Genomic DNA, 15657 nt, shown 5'->3' on the forward strand with positions numbered 1-15657 from the left:
GGGTCCGGGCGCGCCCCGGTGCCGGAGGAGCGGGCCGCCGGCCCGGACCGCCCGCCCGCCCGGGTCCCCGCGCCCGTCCCCGTCGAGCCGTTCCCCGCCCACGGTCAGGAGGCCGCCCCATGTCCACCGCCTGCGAACTGCTCACCGATGCCTTCGACCGGGTGCTGGAGACCGTGCGCGAGGTGCTGGACGGCATCACCCCCGAGCAGCTCACCGCCCGGGTCGACGACGCGGCCAACTCGGTCGCCTGGCTGGTCTGGCACCTCACCCGGGTCCAGGACGACCATGTCGCGGACGCGGCCGGCACCGAGCAGGTCTGGACGGCCGAGGGCTGGTGCGAACGCTTCGGGCTGCCCTTCGCCCCCTCGGACACCGGCTACGGGCACAGCGGCCGGGAGGTCGGCAAGGTCAGGGACATCCCGGCGGAGCTGCTGCTCGGCTACCACGAGGCGGTGCACGACCGGACGGTCCGCTTCGTCGCCCCGCTGACCTCGGCCGCGCTGCACGAGGTGGTGGACGACTCCTGGACGCCGCCGGTCACCCTGGCCGTACGGCTCGTCAGTGTGGTCTGCGACGACCTGCAGCACGCCGGCCAGGCCGCCTTCGTCCGGGGGATGCTTGAGCGCCGGTCGCACTGAGGAGGGCCGGTCGCGCTGAGGAGGGCGGGTGGCACCGGGGAAGGTGTGCACGGCCTCGGCGCTCCGGTAGTGTTGCGCATCCACGCAGACGACGCGCCGAGGAGGTGAGCCCCATCACCGCAGTACCAGGTCGGGTGCTCCCCTCCACTGACGCGCGGTCCACCGGGGACAGGTGAACCGCGGGAGCGCCCCTCGGCATCCCGAAAGGTTCCCATGTCGGTCACACCGTCCCTGCATCCCCTCTCTTCCGTCGTCACCAGGCTGCGCGCCGCCGGCTGTGTCTTCGCCGAGGACGAGGCTGAGCTGATCCGTTCCACCGCCCGGACCGCCGACGAGCTCGCCGCCATGGTGGAACAGCGGGTCGCCGGACTCCCGCTGGAGCACGTCCTCGGCTGGGCCGAGTTCTGCGGACTGCGGATCGAGCTGGATCCCGGGGTCTTCGTCCCCCGCCGCCGTACCGAGTTCCTGGTCCGCCAGGCCGCCGAGCTGGCCGGGCCCCGGCCTGTGGTGGTCGACCTGTGCTGCGGCTCGGGTGCCCTGGGTGCGGCGCTGGCCGCGGCCCTGGACCCGGCCGAGCTGTACGCCGCGGACATCGACCCCGCCGCGGTGCGGTGTGCCCTCCGCAATCTGGCGGCCGCCGGAGGCCGGGTGCACCTGGGCGACCTCTATGAACCGCTGCCGGCGGCGCTCCGCGGCCGGATCGAGATCCTTGTCGCCAATGTTCCCTATGTCCCCACCGGGGAGATAGCGCTGCTGCCGGCGGAGGCGCGGCTCCACGAGGCCCAGGTGGCACTGGACGGCGGCGCCGACGGGCTGGACGTGCTGCGGCGGGTCACCGCGGGCGCGCCGCGCTGGCTGGCCCCCGGCGGCCGGCTGCTGGTGGAGACCAGCGACCGCCAGGCGCCGGCCGCGGTCGAGGTCGTCCGCGGCAGCGGGCTCACCGCCCGGGTGGCGGAGTGCGAGGAGCTGGACGCCACCGTCATCATCGCCGGCCTCCCCGGCTGACGACCCCGCGCCCCCGGCCGGTCGACAGGCCCGGCCGGTCGAGGGCCCCGGTCAGTCGAGGGCGCGGTCCAGGGTGAAGGCCGCGCTGATCAGGGAGAGATGGGTGAAGGCCTGCGGGAAGTTGCCCTGCTGCTCGCCCGTGAGGCCGATCTCCTCCGCGTACAGGCCCAGATGGTTGGCGTAGGTGAGCATCTTCTCGAAGGACAGCCTGGCCTCGTCCAGGCGTCCGGCCCGTGCCAGCGCCTCCACGTACCAGAAGGAGCAGATGGAGAAGGTGCCCTCGCCTCCGCGCAGCCCGTCCGGGCTGGCCTCCGGGTCGTAGCGGTGGACCAGTGAGTCCGACACCAGGTCCGCCGTCAGCGCGTCGAGGGTGGAGAGCCACTTGGGGTCGGTGGGCGAGACGAACTTCGCCATCGGCATCATCAGCACCGAGGCGTCCAGCACATCGCCGTCCAGACACTGCGCGAACGCCTGCCGGCCGGTGCTCCAGCCGCGCCGCATGATCTGCCGGTAGATGGCGTCACGGGTCGTCAGCCAGCGGTTGAGGTCGGCGGGGAAGCCGCGCTTGCGGGCCGTCCGTACGGCGCGTTCGATCGCCACCCAGCACATCAGCCGGGAGTACAGGAAGTTCTTGCGGCCGCCGCGGGTCTCCCAGATCCCCTCGTCCGGCTGGTCCCAGTGGTCGCAGACCCAGTCCACCAGCAGGCAGACGTCGTCCCACTGGGCACTGGAGATCGGCTGCCCCCACTTGTCGTAGAGGTAGACGGAGTCGATCAGTGCCCCGTAGATGTCCAGCTGCAACTGGGAGGCCGCGTCGTTGCCGATGCGCACCGGGGAGGACCCCCGGTAGCCGGACAGATGCGGCAGCTGCCGTTCGGGCAGTTCGCTGCGCCCGTCGATGCCGTACAGGATCTGCAGCGGGCCGTCGGCGCAGCCGTCCCGCAGCTTCATCCGCTCGGAGAGGAAGCCCATGAAGGCCTCGGCCTCGGAGGTGAAGCCCAGCCGCAGCAGGGCGTAGACGCAGAACGCGGCGTCGCGGATCCAGACGTAGCGGTAGTCCCAGTTGCGCTCGCCGCCGATCTGCTCCGGCAGGCCGGCGGTGGGCGCGGCCACGATGGCGCCGGTGGGGGCGTAGGTGAGCAGCTTCAGGGTCAGCGCCGAACGCTGCACCATCTCGCGCCACCGGCCGCGGTAGGCCGAGCCGGCCAGCCAGCGCCGCCAGAAGCCCACGGTCGCCTGGAACTCCTCCTCGGCCTCGGCCTGCGGGCAGCCCCGCTGGGCGAGACCGCTGCCGAGATGGTCCAGCGCGAACACGGCCGCCTCGCCCTCCAGCAGCTTGAACCGCGCCCGTACGTCCCGGCCGTCGCACTCCAGCGGCACGTCGGAGGTGAGGGTCAGGGACAGCTCGGACGAGCTGAAGAGCACATGGTTGGGGCCGGAGGGCTCCGCCGTGTGCGCCTGGGCCCCGTAGTTGAAGCGCGGTGCGATCAGGGCCCGGAAGGGAAGCGATCCGCGGACGCACAGCACCCGCCGGATCAGCCGGTGCCGGTCGGCCTCGCGCGACTCGCCGACGATCGGCATGAAGTCCTGGATCTCACCCACACCGTCGTCCGCGAAGAACCGGGTGATCAGCACATTGGTGTCGGGGAAGTAGAACTGCCGGACCCGGGCGGGCAGATCGGCGGCCAGCTCGAAGCGGCCGCCCCGCTCGGCGTCCAGCAGCGACGCGAACACACTGGGCGCGTCGAAGCGGGGGCAGCAGTACCAGTCGATGGTGCCGTTGCTGCCCACCAGGGCCGAGGTCCGGAGATCACCGATCAGCCCGTGTTCGGCGATCGGCAGATAGCCGGAACTCTCCATCGAGGTCCGCTCGAGATCCGTCAGCGCGATCATCACACCGGCCTCCCTGTGGCCCCATCGGCCGCATCGGGGAATCCGCGTCTACAGGGTAGTCCGGTAGCCCTCCACCCGCCGGACCAGCGGCGGGCGGGCGGTCTGGCCGGTGGTCCGGCGCCGTCCGCCCGGACCGGACGGGGCCGCCGCCAGGCAGGGCCGGGTGGCGGCGCGGGGTGGCGGCTACTCCCCGGCGTGGGCCCGGCGCAGCGCCGCGATGTCGAACCTGGTCATGGAGAGCATCGCCTCGGTGGTCCGCCTGGCCTTCTCGGGGTCGGGATCGCCGATCATGTCCAGCAGCTCGCTGGGGACGACCTGCCAGGACACCCCGTACCTGTCCTTCAGCCAGCCGCAGGCCACCTCCTGGCCGCCCTCGGTGAGCCTGCTCCAGTAGTAGTCCAGCTCCGCCTGGTCGGCGCAGCGGATCTGGAAGGAGACGGCCTCGTTGAAGGTGAACTCCGGGCCGCCGTTCAGCGCGACGAACTGCCGGCCGTTGAGCTCGAACTCCACGGCCAGCACCGAGCCGGCCGGGCCCGGGCCGGCCTCGGTGCAGCGGCCGACCCTGCCGAGCCGGGAGTCCTTGAAGATCGACAGGTAGTGGTCGGCGGCCTCCTCGGCCTGTCCGTCGAACCACAGGCAGGTGGTGAGTTCAGCGCTGGTCATGTGATGCCTCCTTGCTCGCACCGGGGGTGTGCTCACCGGTGCTGACCGCCGCGGGCCGGAGAACTCACCGGTGTCCGCGCCGCCCGTCTCCCGGGAGGGTCGCCGGGGAGCGCGCCGCTCTCAGACCGTTCGAGCTCACCCATGTCCAGTTCGTGCTGCTGGCGTCCTTGACCTGGCTCCAGGCGGAGGGGCCGGTCACCCAGCGGCAGCTGGCCGACCATGCGGCCACCGACCCCATGATGACCTCACAGGTGCTGCGCGCCCTCGAGGAGCGCGGCCCGCATCCGCACGACCGGCGGGCCCGCGCCCTGGAGGTGACCGAGGAGGGGCGGCAGCTGGCCAACCGTGCGGTGGTCGCCGTGGAGGCCTGCGACACCGCGTTCTTCGCCTCGCTCGGCGACCGGGCCGGCCTCTTCACCGCCGCCCTGCGGACACCCAGGGACGCCGCCGGTTAGCGGGGCTTCCCGGCTGCCACCCCCTCGGGCGGCGGGGCGGCGGGGCGGCGGACGCGCACCGGCCCGGCGGCGACGGGGACGGCCGCCCTCCGCCCGGTGCGGAGGGCGGCCGCCCCGCGACGTCGGGGCGCCCTATCCGGCGAGGTCGGTGCCGTCGAGGTCCTGGGCGAGCCGGCGCAGGTGCGGGCCGTACTCGGGGTCGGCCAGGGCGGCGGCGAACTGCGCCGTGAGGTACGCCAACGGGTTGCCGGTGTCGTACCAGCGGCCCTGGATCACCTGCCCGTACACGGCCCGGCCCGCGGCGTAGGCGTTGATGGCGTCGGTGAGGTAGACCTCGCCGGTGCGGTGGTCGTACCAGCGCTTGGTCTGCTCACGGAGTTCGTCGATGATCCCCGGGGTGATGACATAGCCGCCGATGGCCGCGTAGGCGGACGGGGCCTCCTGCGGCTTGGGCTTCTCCACCAGGCCGGTGATCCGCAGCAGGCCGTCGTCCAGGTCCTCCTTGACCACGGGGACGCCGTAGCGCTGCGAGTCGGCGGGCTCCATCGGCATCAGGGCCAGTACGGGGCAGTTGGTCGCCTCGTACGCCTTGATCAGCTGCTGGGCGCGGGGGATGTCGGCGACGAAGACGTCGTCCGGCCACAGCACCAGCATCGGCTCGTCGCCGAAGTTGCGGGCGGCGTTGAGGACCGGGGTGCCGTTGCCGTACGGGCCGTGCTGGTCGAGGTAGGTGATGTGGCCGAGCCGGGAGAGTTCGCCGACCTCCTCCACCGCGTCGGCATAGGCGGTCCTGCCGTCCGCCCGCAGCTGGGCGACCAGCGTCGGGTTGGGGCGGAAGTGGTCCTGGATCAGACCCTTGCCGCCCGAGACCACGATGGTGATGTCGGTGATCCCGGACGCCACCAGCTCACGCACGGTGTGCTCGATCACCGGCTTGTCGCCCACCGGCAGCATCTCCTTGGGCGTCGCCTTGGTCAGCGGCAGGAGACGCGAGCCGAGGCCGGCCGCGGGGATGACTGCTCGGCGGATCGTGGTGGGCATCAGGGCTCTCCCAGGGCTCGGGCACGCGGCGCCGGTCGGCGCGGCGGTGACAGACGCTACCGAGTCCGCCGCCGCAGGTCCGCCCTGCCCCCGTCCTCGCCGCCGTCCGCCCCACGGTGTCAGTGCACCGGGAAGGGCACCCCGTGCTGGTCGGCCGGGCGCGGGCCGTGGATGCGGCGCTCGCTCTCGGCGATGGGCACGTCGTTGATGCTCGCCTCGCGCCGGGTCATCAGACCGTCGCCGTCGAACAGCCAGAGCTCGTTGCCGTACGAGCGCCACCACTGCCCGTCCCGGTCGTGGCACTCGTACTGGAAGCGCACGGCGATGCGGTCCCCCTCGAAGGCCCACAGCTCCTTGCGCAGCGCGTAGTCCAGCTCGCGCTCCCACTTGGCGGTCAGGAACTCCACGATGGCGTCCCGGCCGGTGAGGAAGAGGTCGCGGTTGCGCCAGACGGAGTCCGTCGAGTAGGCGAGCGCGACCTGACGGGGATCCCGGGTGTTCCAGGCGTCCTCGGCGGCCTGCACCTTGAGCAGCGCGGTCTCACGGGTGAAGGGGGGCAGCGGGGGTCGTCCGGTCATGGCTGTCTCCTGGGCGCGGTGCGGGGGGCTCCGGCCGACACTAGCCCCCCGGCCCGGTGGTCGGCGGGCGACCGGCCGCCGGTCTCCCCCGACCGGTCGCCCCGGCGGCGGTCCTCAACGGCGGTGCCTCACCACCGCACGGACTCCCCGGGCTTCAGCAGATGCAGCCGGTCCGCCGTACCGGCCCGCTCGAAGGCTTCGGCCAGGGTCGCACCGTCCTGGGTGAAGTGCGCCCAGTGCTCGAAGTGCAGCGGCAGCACCTTCCCCGCGCCGAGGACGGTCGCCGCCTCGGCGGCCTGCTCACTGGTGAGCGTCAGGGTGCCGTCCGGTACGACGGGGGTCCGCGCCGCCCCCGCGAAGAGCAGCGCCACATCGACCGGGGCGAAGCGGGCGGCGACGGCGGCGACCACGGCCGGTGAGGCGTTGTCCCCGCTGACGTACACCGTCGGCAGACCCGCACCGGACAGGACGAACCCGGTGACCTCGCCGACCAGGTGCTCCGAGCCGTCCGGCCCGTGCTGCGCCGGCACGCCGGTGATCCGCAGCTCACCGCCGTCCGGCCGGGCCAGCGCCGTGTGCTCCCAGTTCGGCAGTGCCCGCACCGGGTCTCCCAGCCGTTCCCGGGCGGCGGCGGTGGACAGCACCAGCGGTACCCCGTCGAGGTACGCCCGCCCGGCGGAGTCCAGGTTGTCCGGGTGCTGGTCGTGGGAGAGCAGCACCGCGTCCACCGGTCCGATGCCGGCCGGCTGCACCGCGGGGCCGGCGGTCTTGGTCAGCTTCCGGGAACCGACGGGGTAGTCGCCGGGCTCGTCGAAGGTCGGGTCGGTGAGCAACCGGACCCCGCCGATCTCGATCTCCGCGGTCGGGCCGCCGATGTAACGGATGCTCAGAGTGGTCATGCTGTCCCCTCGTCGGGTACGGCCCGGGATGCCTGGGCCGTACGGTGGTTCCGGGGCCATCGAAGCATCCCCGCCGCGGACATCCTGCGCCGGCACGGGCGGGCGCGCCGCGGACGGCGCCGAGGGCAGGTGGGTCCGCTGTCGGTCCGGCCCTCGGCACTCGTCGCCGCACCGGGCGGTCGCGGGTGCGGGCGGTGGGTTGCGTCCCGTCCGCTCGCGGGCCTGTCGCAGGGCTTCCCCGATGGACAGGGAGCGGCGGCTGGGACCCGCGGGCGGGCCGCCTCTCCGACCTCTGCGCCGGGGTTCCCCGGTCCTGGCTCCCCGCCGCAACGGTCCCGCCCCGGTGCAGCAGGGGGCGGGGCCGTTGCGGCGGGAGTGCCGCGTGCGGGAGTGACGGGTCACCGGGCGGAAGCCGGGGTGGCCGTCGGGGCGGTGTCGTCCGCCGGGACCGGGTGGTCCGCCGGGACGGGGTGCGCACGGTGGGATCGCCGCAGCACGGTGAGGGAGACCGCGAGGGCGGCCACCAGCAGGCCGGTGCCCACGGCGAAGGCCAGGTGGTAGCCGCCGGTCAGCGCCGCCGCCCGGCTCTGTCCGGCGGCGAGCAGCCCGCGGGTGCGGGAGGCGGCCAGCGTGGACAGCGTCGCCACGCCGAGGGCCATGCCGATCTGCTGGGTGGTGTTGAACAGGCCGGAGGCCAGTCCGGCGTCGGCCTCTTTGGCACCGGACATGCCGAGTGCGGTGAGCGCCGGGAGGGCGAGCCCGAAGCCTGCGGCCAGCAGCATCACGGGGAGCAGGTCGGTGAGGTAGTGGGCGTGCACGGGGAGCCTGACGAGCAGCCCCAGGACCCCGATCAGCAGCACGATGCCGACGGCCAGGACGCGCTGCTCGCCGAAGCGGGCGGAGAGGCGGGCGGAGACGCCCAGCGACACCGCGCCGATGGCGGCCGCGGCCGGGAGCATCGCCAGCCCGGTCCGGGCGGCGCCGTAACCGAGGACCTGCTGGAGGTGCAGTGCGACCAGGATCTGGAAGGAGAACAGCGCGGCCACCATCAGTGCCTGCACCAGGTTGGCCCCCCAGACGCCGCGCGGGCGCAGCACGTGCAGCGGCATCAGCGGAGTGCGCGCGGTGGCCTGGCGGAGGACGAATCCGGCGAGCAGGACGACCGCGACGGCGCCCAGTCCCAGGGTGTGCGCCGACGTCCAGCCGTAGCTGCCGATCTGGACCACCGTGGAGATCCCCAGCATCAGACCGGCGGTGACCAGCAGCGCGCCCAGGACGTCGGCTCCGGCGGCGAGACCGAGGCCGCGGTCGGCGGGCAGCACCCTCAGTGCGACGGCCAGCACCACCAGGCCGATCGGAAGGTTGATCAGGAAGATCCAGTGCCAGCTCAGGGCATCGGTGAGGACGCCGCCGAGGACCTGCCCGACGGAGGCGCCTGCCGCGCCGGTGAAGCTGAACACGGCGATCGCCCGGGACCGCTCCCCGGGTGCGGGGAAGAGCATCACCAGGATGCCCAGGCCGACCGCCGAGGCCATCGCGCTGCCGATGCCCTGGAGGAAGCGCGCGGCCAGCAGTACGGCTGGGGTGGTGGCGGCGGCCGCCAGCGCGGAGGCGGCGGTGAACACGGCGGTGCCCGCCAGGAACATCCGCCTGCGGCCGATCAGGTCGCCGAGGCGTCCGGCGAGCAGCAGCAGGCTGCCGAAGGCCACCAGGTAGGCGTTGACCACCCAGCTCAGGCCGGTGGGGGAGAAGCCCAGGTCCTGCTGGATGGCGGGCATCGCCACGGTGACGATGCTGCCGTCGAGGACGACCATCAGCAGCCCCGCCGCGATCACCGCCAGGGCGAGCAGGGGTGACCGGGAGGCGGTGGGGGGCGGGGGTGTGGAGACAGCGGGCATGGGTTTTCTCCTGTCCGACGGGGCGACAGGAGGAACCGTAGCAGATTGTTTTGTTGTGGATGATTTATTTCGGGCCTACTGGCGGCGCCGGCGGGTCCGCCTGACCGGCGCCGGTCCCTCGACGGGGGCGGACAGATGCCCTTCGGCCAGGCGCGTCATCGCCCGGACGAAGACCTCCCGCTCCTCCTCGGGCAGCGCCTCCAGCACCTCCTCATGGACCCGGTCGGCGATCTGCTGGCTCCGCCGGGCGACCTCCGCGCCCTCCTCGGTGACCGCGATGATCCGTGCCCGGCGGTCCCTGCTGGAGGGGCGCCGCTCGGCGAGCCCGGCCTCCTCCAGGGCGTCGACCGTGACCACCATGGTGGTCTTGTCCATGTCCCCGATCTCGGCGAGCTGGATCTGGGTCCGCTCCTCCTCCAGGGCGTGGACCAGGACGCAGTGCATCCGCGCGGTCAGTCCCACCTCGGCCAGCGCCGCCGCCATCCGGGTCTGCAGGACGTGGCCGGTGCGGTTCAGCAGGAAGGAGAGGTCCGGTTCGGTGCGGGTGGGCGGCGCTGTGGCGGTCATACCGCCAGCATAGATCCGTGACGGATCATCCGGCTGCGGACCTTGTCGGGCCCCGTTCGACAACCACTGCCGCTCCGCCACGCTCTATGCGTGTCCACCAGGAGTGACCTCTCCGCTGGATGTCTTGTCATGGACGGGGCATTCCGCTTCACTGGGCGCATGCCGAAGCCTCTTTGCAGAGCCCTGGTCGCACTCGTCGCCGCGTTCGCAGCACTGCTGCTGACCGCCACCCAAGCCTCCGCCGTCACCAAGCTCACCCAGGCGCAGGCCGAGTCCATGTTCCGCGCCGCCGGCATCACCTGGTCGTCCAGCGGCGGATGCACCAACCGCAACGTCTCGACCTGCACGTCCTTCGACCAGCTCAACCAGGCCACGGCCCAGGGAGCGGTCACCCTCAGGAAGGCCAGCGGCTGCGCCGTCAACATCACCGGCGGCACCGAGACCGGCCATGCCAGCGGCACCTACAGCCACTGGAACGGCTACAAGCTCGACATGAGCCGGTACACCTGCCTCAACAACTACATCACCGGCACCTTCGCCTACATCGGCCCGCGCAGCGGCGACGGCGCCGCCCAGTACCAGTCGGGCGCCGGCAACATCTACGCCAACGAGGGCACCCACTGGGACGTCCTCTACTACAACTGCGGCGGCTGCTGAACCGCCCCGCCCTCGCTCCTCCGCAGGCGCCCCTCCCCGGTCACCCGGAGCCGACGCTCCCGCACCGGAGGGCGGGCGCCTGTCCGCGCCACCCCGCGCCGGCAGCGGCCGGGCCCCGCGCTCCGGCGCGATCCGCCGCCCGGCGTTACCGTGAGAGGCAGGGCTTCCACGAAGCCCGCCCCTGACGCGCTCGGGGAGGTGGGCGCTGTGCCCGAGGACGACACGGGCCGGGCCGGCGAGGAGTTCGAGTCGGACGTTCCCCGGCTGCGGCTCGACGAGTTGCTCGACGAACTGCAAGCCCGCCTTGCCGTCGTCCGCGGCACCCACGACCGGGTCCACAGCCTGCTGGAGGCGGTGCTCTCGGTCGGCCGGGAGCTGGAGCTGGGCCAGGCGCTGCACCGCATCGTCGAGACCGCCACCGTCCTGGTGGACGCCGAGTACGGGGCGCTCGGTGTGATCGGCCCCGACGGTGCGACCCTGTCGCAGTTCGTCACGGTCGGCGTGGACGAGGAGCAGGCAGCCCGGATCGGGCCCTTCCCCTCCGGCCGCGGTGTGCTCGGCGAACTCATCCGTGACCCCAGGCCGCTGCGCCTTCCCGACCTCGCCGGGCATCCGGCCTCCGTGGGCTTCCCGGCCCACCATCCCCCGATGCACTCCTTCCTCGGGGTCCCCATCCGGGTACGCGAGCAGGTCTTCGGCAACCTCTACCTGGCCGAGAAGCACGGCGGTGCCGAGTTCGACGCCGAGGACGAGTCCCTGCTGGCGACCCTCGCCGTGGCCGCCGGAGTGGTGATCGACAACGCGCGCCTGTACAAGGAGTCGGTGACCCGGGGCCGCTGGCTGGCCGCAGGCGCCGAGGTCACCCGGGAACTGCTGTCCGGCGACCCCACGGACAAGGTGCTGGCGCTGATCGCCGACCGCTCGCAGGCCCTCACCGACGCCGACCTGGTCGCCATCGCCGTGCCCCACGGGGAGGAGGAACTGGTGGTGGAACTGGCCGTCGGCCGGCAGGCCGACAGCCACCGCGACCTGGTCCTGCCCATGATCGGCAGCCTGATGGGCACCGCGTACGCGGAGGCGGCCCCGGCGGTCAGCACCGATGCGTCCTGCGACCCCAGGATCACCGCCGGGCCGCCGCGGTTCGGCGGCCTCGGCCCCGCGGTCGCCGTCCCCATCGGCACCGCCGAGGGCGGGATGCACGGAGTGCTGCTGCTCGCCCGGGCCACCGGGGGACCGCTGTTCACCGAGGACGAGACCGGGCCGCTGGCCGGCTTCGCGGGCCAGGCCGCCGTCGCCATGGAGCTGGCGGAGCGGCGGCGCCACGCCGAGCAGATCGCACTGCTGGAGGACCACGACCGCATCGCCAGGGACCTGCACGACCTGGCCATCCAGCGGCTCTTCGCCACCGGGATGACGCTGCAGAGCGCCCAGCCGCTGATCACCCATCCCAAGGCCGCCCAGCGGGTGCTCCAGGCGATCGACGACCTGGACGAGACCATCAGGACCATCCGCACCGCCATATTCGGCCTGCGCACCCCCGAGACCGGGATCGGCGGGTCGGCGGCCAGCCTGCGGGCCCGCGCCGCGGCGACCGTCCAGGAGGCCGCCCTGGCCCTGGGGTTCGCCCCCCATCTGCGGATGGAGGGGCTGCTGGACACCGAGGTGCCGACCGTCCTCGCCGACCATGTGCTGGCCGTCCTTGCCGAGTCGCTGGCCAATGTGGCCAGGCATGCGCACGCCCACCGGACCGGGATCGTGCTGGTCGCCGAGCCGGAGGGGGTGTCGCTGAGCGTCACCGACGACGGCGTGGGCATCCCCGAACCCCTGAACCGCCGCGGCGGCCTGCGCAACATGGCGGAGCGGGCCGACCAGCTCGGAGGGTCCCTGGAGATCACGCCCGCCCCCGACGGCGGCACCCGCATCATCTGGCAGGCGCCGATGGCCGGCCGGCGCCGCCCGTGACGCAGAGTGCCCCCGACACAGAACACCCGACACAGGGCGCAGGCCGGTGAGGCCGCGGACGTACCAGCCGGTGCTCCGCTCCGCCCGCACCCCCCGCGGTGCGCTCCGCCGGGCGGGACGACCTCTCAGCGCTTGGAGTGGCCGCCGTACTGCGGTTGGCCCTCAGGGGACCGCCCGCCGCCGGCCGTGCCGGAGACCCGGGTGGCGATGACCGCCGCCTGGACCCTGCGTTCCACGCCCAGCTTGGCGAGCAGCCGGGAGATGTGGTTCTTGACCGTCTTCTCCGCCAGGAAGAGGCGCGCTCCGATGTCGCGGTTGGTCAGCCCCTCGCCGATCAGGGTGAGGATCTCCCGCTCCCGGGCGGTCAGCTCGGCCAGGGACGGCGGAGCCGGTTCGCCGGCCGGCTGCGGGTCGCCGCGCAGCCGCGCCATCAGCCGGGCCGTCGTCCCGGGGTCCAGCATCGACTGGCCGGAGGCGACCGTGCGTACGGCCGACACCAGGTCGCTGCCGCGGATCTGCTTGAGGACATAGCCCGCAGCCCCGGCCATGATGGCGTCCAGCAGCGCCTCCTCGTCGTCGAAGGACGTCAGCATCAGGCACGCCAGAGCAGGCATCCGGGAGCGCAGCTCCCGGCAGACGGAAACCCCGTCGCCGTCGGGCAGCCGTACGTCGAGGACGGCCACGTCGGGCCGCAGCGCCGGGATCCGGACCATGGCCTGCGCAGCCGTGGCCGCCTCGCCGGCGACCTCGATGCCCTCGCCCTCCAGCAGGTCGCGCACACCGCGGCGCACCACCTCGTGGTCGTCGACGAGCACCACACGGACCGGCCGCCGTACGGCAGCCGCGCCTGCGGGTGGGTCGTTCACCGTCATCGGTCCGTCCTCCCTGCCGCCGGGACGCCGCCGGGGGCGGCACGCAGGCCCGCCCCGCCCTCCAGCGTCACCGGCCGGCCGGTGCCAGTACAGGGCCGTAGGTCCCCGCGTGGTCGACTTTCCCCACCTGCGGATGCTCCGCGCCGTTCACCGTCTCCAGCGGCGCCCGGCGCGGCGTGACGGCTCCCACCGGTCCGTAGCCGATGCGCAGCAGAACCTGGGGGTGGCACAGCCCGGCGTGCGGGTCGCGCAGCAGCCACCGCAGATCGTGCCATTCCAGGGCCTGGTGCAGGAAGGACGCCACCAGCTCGCGGGCGGTGAGCACCAGCAGCACCTTCTGCATGGCCTGCCCGGCGCGCAGCCAGTCCACCGGGCGGTCCTGGCGGGTGCTGAGCAGCAGCAGCTGCGGATCGCGCTCGAAGCACGCGGCGGGACGGGGAGGGCCGTCGAGGCGTCCGGTGAAGTCGCGCATCGGCAGCTGCGCCCCTGCGTCCATCACCCCCATCGCGGCCGGCGGGATGCCGTGGCCGGGGTCGGGGTGGCGGCCGGGGGCGCACCAGGAGGCGGTCTCGGCCCGGCGTGCGGGGTCGCCGTTGTTGCGGCGCTCGGCGTCGGCGGTGATCGCCAGCAGCCGGGCCGACTCGCCGCGGCCGGGGAGGATCAGGTCGGCCTGCTCGGACTCCGCGGCGCGCACGAGTTCGTCGAGGACCGGTTGCGGGACCGGCTGCTCGGTGAAGGGCATCCGGGAGCTGTGGCGGAGCCAGATGGACTCATAGAGGTCGCGTCCGTCGTACCGGCCGTTGCCGTAGCCGTTGCCTTTCCTGTTGCTGTTCCCGTCGCCGCCGGGCGCATGCGGCGCTCCGGCGAGGTGGACGGCTGCCAGCACCTCCGGACGGTCGGGCTCGGGGAGCAGCCGGGTCACCGGCCGCCAGCCGTGGTGGGCCACGGCGGTACGCAGATTGAAGACCGCGGCACCCACCGACAGGTGCACGGCCCGGCCGTCGGAGTCGGCCAGGGGCAGCGCCCGTCCCGGAGCGGCGCCGACCTCCACCGTGAGGTGGGCGAGGTCCAGACGGAACCGCCAGGGCTGGGTGTTGTGGATCGAGGGTGCGGCGACCGCAGCGCGGAGAAGGTCCTCCAGTGCGGCGGCGTCGACGGCCGGCTGCTGCATGGCTCCTCCTTCGCGCCGGTCCCGTGGACGCTGCGGTGCAGGGTGGTGGGATCCGTACTGCGAGGGTCGATCCGCAGGCGTGGCGGCGACAGGGGCCGGCGGTCCCCGGATGGGGGGCCGAACGTCGCAGCCGGGCCCCGGGCCGGACGGCCCCGGTGGGACGCGGGCGGAACAGCAGCGCCGCACCGGCGCGGTTGCCGCCGTACCCGCGCAGGTCCGGCCGGGTCAGGTCGAGGGGACGACCGCCACCGGGCAGGGCGCGTGCTGCAGCAGGGCGCGGGCGGCCGGACCCGGATGCGGGCCCAGCAGGTGCCTGCGGTGGTCGGCGCCGGCCACCACCAGGTCGGCCCCCTGTGCGGCCTCCAGCAGCACCGCGGGCGCAGCGCCCGGCCGCGACAGCAGTTCCACCCCGACCGCGGGGTGGGCCGCGGCGGCCGCGGCGACGGCGGCCTCCACCGCTCGGTGCCCCGTGGCACCGGAGCCCGCGGGCGCGCCCGACGGCGGCGGGCCGGAGGAGCTCCGCCGCGCCCGGACCGCCGTCAGCAGGGACCCCCAGAGCTGCGCCTCGGCGTAGGCGAACTCCGCCACCGCCCCCTTGGCGTCCGCCTCGTCCACCCCCAGCGCCAGCCGCCCGTACCGCCGGCCCACCGCGTCGTCCGTGCCCCGGACCACCACCACCGGACACGGGGCGCGGGCCGCCACCTGCAGATGCACCGTGCCGAGCAGCGCCCCGGCGAGACCGCGCCGCCCACGGCAGCCGACCACCAGCAGTGCCGCCCGGGACGCCGCCTCCAGCAGGCCCGCCACGGGGGAGTCCGGCACCACCTGGGTACCGACGGCGACCTCCGGGTGGCGTGCGGCCGCCCGCTCGGCGGCCGCGGCCAGCAGCCGGGCCACGGCCCTGTGGTCCGCCGCCAGCCCCTCGTTGTCCGTCGCGTCGGGCTCATAGCGGTCCCAGAGCGAGGTGTGCACCAGCTCCAGCGACGTCCCGCGGCGGGCGGCCTCGTCCGAGGCCCAGTCCACCGCCCGCAGGCTCTGCGCGGAACCGTCGACGCCTACCATCACCGGACGGGCCATGGCGGTCCTCCTCCGGATCGGCCGTGGCAGGCTCCGGGCCGGCAGGGCCCGCCGGGCCCTGCCGGAGGTCCGTACGTCCCGACGTCCACACCGGGTCGCCCGCCTAGGCCGACCGGGACCGTCCGGACCAGAGCGGTTCCACCTGCTCCCACTCCTGCTCCCACGCCACGGCCAGCCGCTGGTCGATCCGCCGGCGGCCCAGCCCCAGCACGGTCCCGCACAGCGCCGCCGAGCCGCCGGCCAACGCCAGGCCGGTCAGCGCGGCGCTGTGCGGGACCGTG

The 15657-nt window shown here is 73.9% G+C and carries 15 protein-coding genes; 5 read left to right on the forward strand and 10 right to left on the reverse strand.

The features are described from left to right. Positions 1–119: 119 nt before the first annotated feature. Together AOK09_RS27960 and AOK09_RS27965 are read left to right on the forward strand one after the other, a co-directional pair. A complete protein-coding gene (locus AOK09_RS27960; protein ID WP_055590027.1) occupies positions 120–638 on the forward strand; it encodes a mycothiol transferase in 519 nt (172 codons plus the stop codon). A 213-nt stretch (positions 639–851) separates the two neighbouring features. Next, on the forward strand, positions 852–1643 hold the full coding sequence (locus AOK09_RS27965) for a putative protein N(5)-glutamine methyltransferase (protein ID WP_055590028.1): 792 nt from the start codon (positions 852–854) through the stop codon (positions 1641–1643). Positions 1644–1694: 51 nt separating this feature from the next. On the opposite strand, the gene AOK09_RS27970 is transcribed toward AOK09_RS27965, so the two are convergent. Together AOK09_RS27970 and AOK09_RS27975 are read right to left on the reverse strand one after the other, a co-directional pair. Next, complete coding sequence (locus AOK09_RS27970; protein WP_217698500.1) at positions 1695–3536, reverse strand: glycoside hydrolase family 15 protein; 1842 nt, start codon at positions 3534–3536, stop codon at positions 1695–1697. Between the two features lie 183 nt (positions 3537–3719). Further along, positions 3720–4199: a VOC family protein gene (locus AOK09_RS27975; RefSeq protein WP_055590029.1), complete on the reverse strand. Its 480-nt coding sequence runs from the start codon at positions 4197–4199 to the stop codon at positions 3720–3722. A gap of 38 nt (positions 4200–4237) precedes the next feature. Between AOK09_RS27975 and AOK09_RS27980 the strand changes: the two genes are divergently transcribed. Further along, positions 4238–4654 carry a MarR family winged helix-turn-helix transcriptional regulator gene (locus AOK09_RS27980; RefSeq protein WP_265736746.1) on the forward strand — a complete coding sequence of 139 codons (417 nt, stop codon included), beginning with the start codon at positions 4238–4240 and terminating at the stop codon, positions 4652–4654. A 132-nt stretch (positions 4655–4786) separates the two neighbouring features. Here AOK09_RS27980 and AOK09_RS27985 read toward each other — a convergent pair whose 3' ends face one another. The 5 genes from AOK09_RS27985 to AOK09_RS28005 all read right to left on the reverse strand — a co-directional run bounded on the left by AOK09_RS27985 (position 4787) and on the right by AOK09_RS28005 (position 9637). Beyond that, the gene (locus AOK09_RS27985) at positions 4787–5695 is read right to left on the reverse strand and encodes a UTP--glucose-1-phosphate uridylyltransferase (protein WP_055590030.1); all 909 of its coding nucleotides are present in this window, start codon (positions 5693–5695) and stop codon (positions 4787–4789) included. A 119-nt stretch (positions 5696–5814) separates the two neighbouring features. Then, complete coding sequence (locus AOK09_RS27990) at positions 5815–6273, reverse strand: nuclear transport factor 2 family protein (protein ID WP_055590031.1); 459 nt, start codon at positions 6271–6273, stop codon at positions 5815–5817. Positions 6274–6401: 128 nt separating this feature from the next. Next, complete coding sequence (locus AOK09_RS27995; protein ID WP_055590032.1) at positions 6402–7172, reverse strand: MBL fold metallo-hydrolase; 771 nt, start codon at positions 7170–7172, stop codon at positions 6402–6404. A gap of 398 nt (positions 7173–7570) precedes the next feature. After that, a complete protein-coding gene (locus AOK09_RS28000) occupies positions 7571–9070 on the reverse strand; it encodes an MFS transporter (protein WP_055590033.1) in 1500 nt (499 codons plus the stop codon). A 75-nt stretch (positions 9071–9145) separates the two neighbouring features. Further along, positions 9146–9637, reverse strand: coding sequence for a MarR family winged helix-turn-helix transcriptional regulator (locus AOK09_RS28005; RefSeq protein ID WP_055590034.1), 492 nt, complete (start codon positions 9635–9637; stop codon positions 9146–9148). 159 nt (positions 9638–9796) lie between these two features. Here AOK09_RS28005 and AOK09_RS28010 point away from each other — a divergent pair, with 159 nt between their 5' ends. Both AOK09_RS28010 and AOK09_RS28015 read left to right on the forward strand, forming a co-directional pair. Then, positions 9797–10294, forward strand: a complete 498-nt coding sequence (locus tag AOK09_RS28010; RefSeq protein WP_175609356.1) for a hypothetical protein — start codon at positions 9797–9799, stop codon at positions 10292–10294. A gap of 198 nt (positions 10295–10492) precedes the next feature. Then, the gene (locus AOK09_RS28015) at positions 10493–12256 is read left to right on the forward strand and encodes a sensor histidine kinase (protein ID WP_407675444.1); all 1764 of its coding nucleotides are present in this window, start codon (positions 10493–10495) and stop codon (positions 12254–12256) included. 125 nt (positions 12257–12381) lie between these two features. Here AOK09_RS28015 and AOK09_RS28020 read toward each other — a convergent pair whose 3' ends face one another. From AOK09_RS28020 to AOK09_RS28030, 3 genes are all read right to left on the reverse strand, one after another. Then, positions 12382–13128: a response regulator gene (locus AOK09_RS28020; RefSeq protein WP_055590037.1), complete on the reverse strand. Its 747-nt coding sequence runs from the start codon at positions 13126–13128 to the stop codon at positions 12382–12384. A 67-nt stretch (positions 13129–13195) separates the two neighbouring features. Continuing rightward, entirely contained in the window at positions 13196–14299 is a 1104-nt protein-coding gene (locus AOK09_RS28025) for an Acg family FMN-binding oxidoreductase (protein ID WP_063796094.1), read from the reverse strand. Between the two features lie 225 nt (positions 14300–14524). After that, positions 14525–15376, reverse strand: coding sequence for a universal stress protein (locus AOK09_RS28030; protein WP_055590038.1), 852 nt, complete (start codon positions 15374–15376; stop codon positions 14525–14527). Positions 15377–15657 lie beyond the last annotated feature (281 nt).

This window comes from Peterkaempfera griseoplana (assembly GCF_001418575.1).
Lineage (GTDB): Bacteria > Actinomycetota > Actinomycetes > Streptomycetales > Streptomycetaceae > Peterkaempfera > Peterkaempfera griseoplana.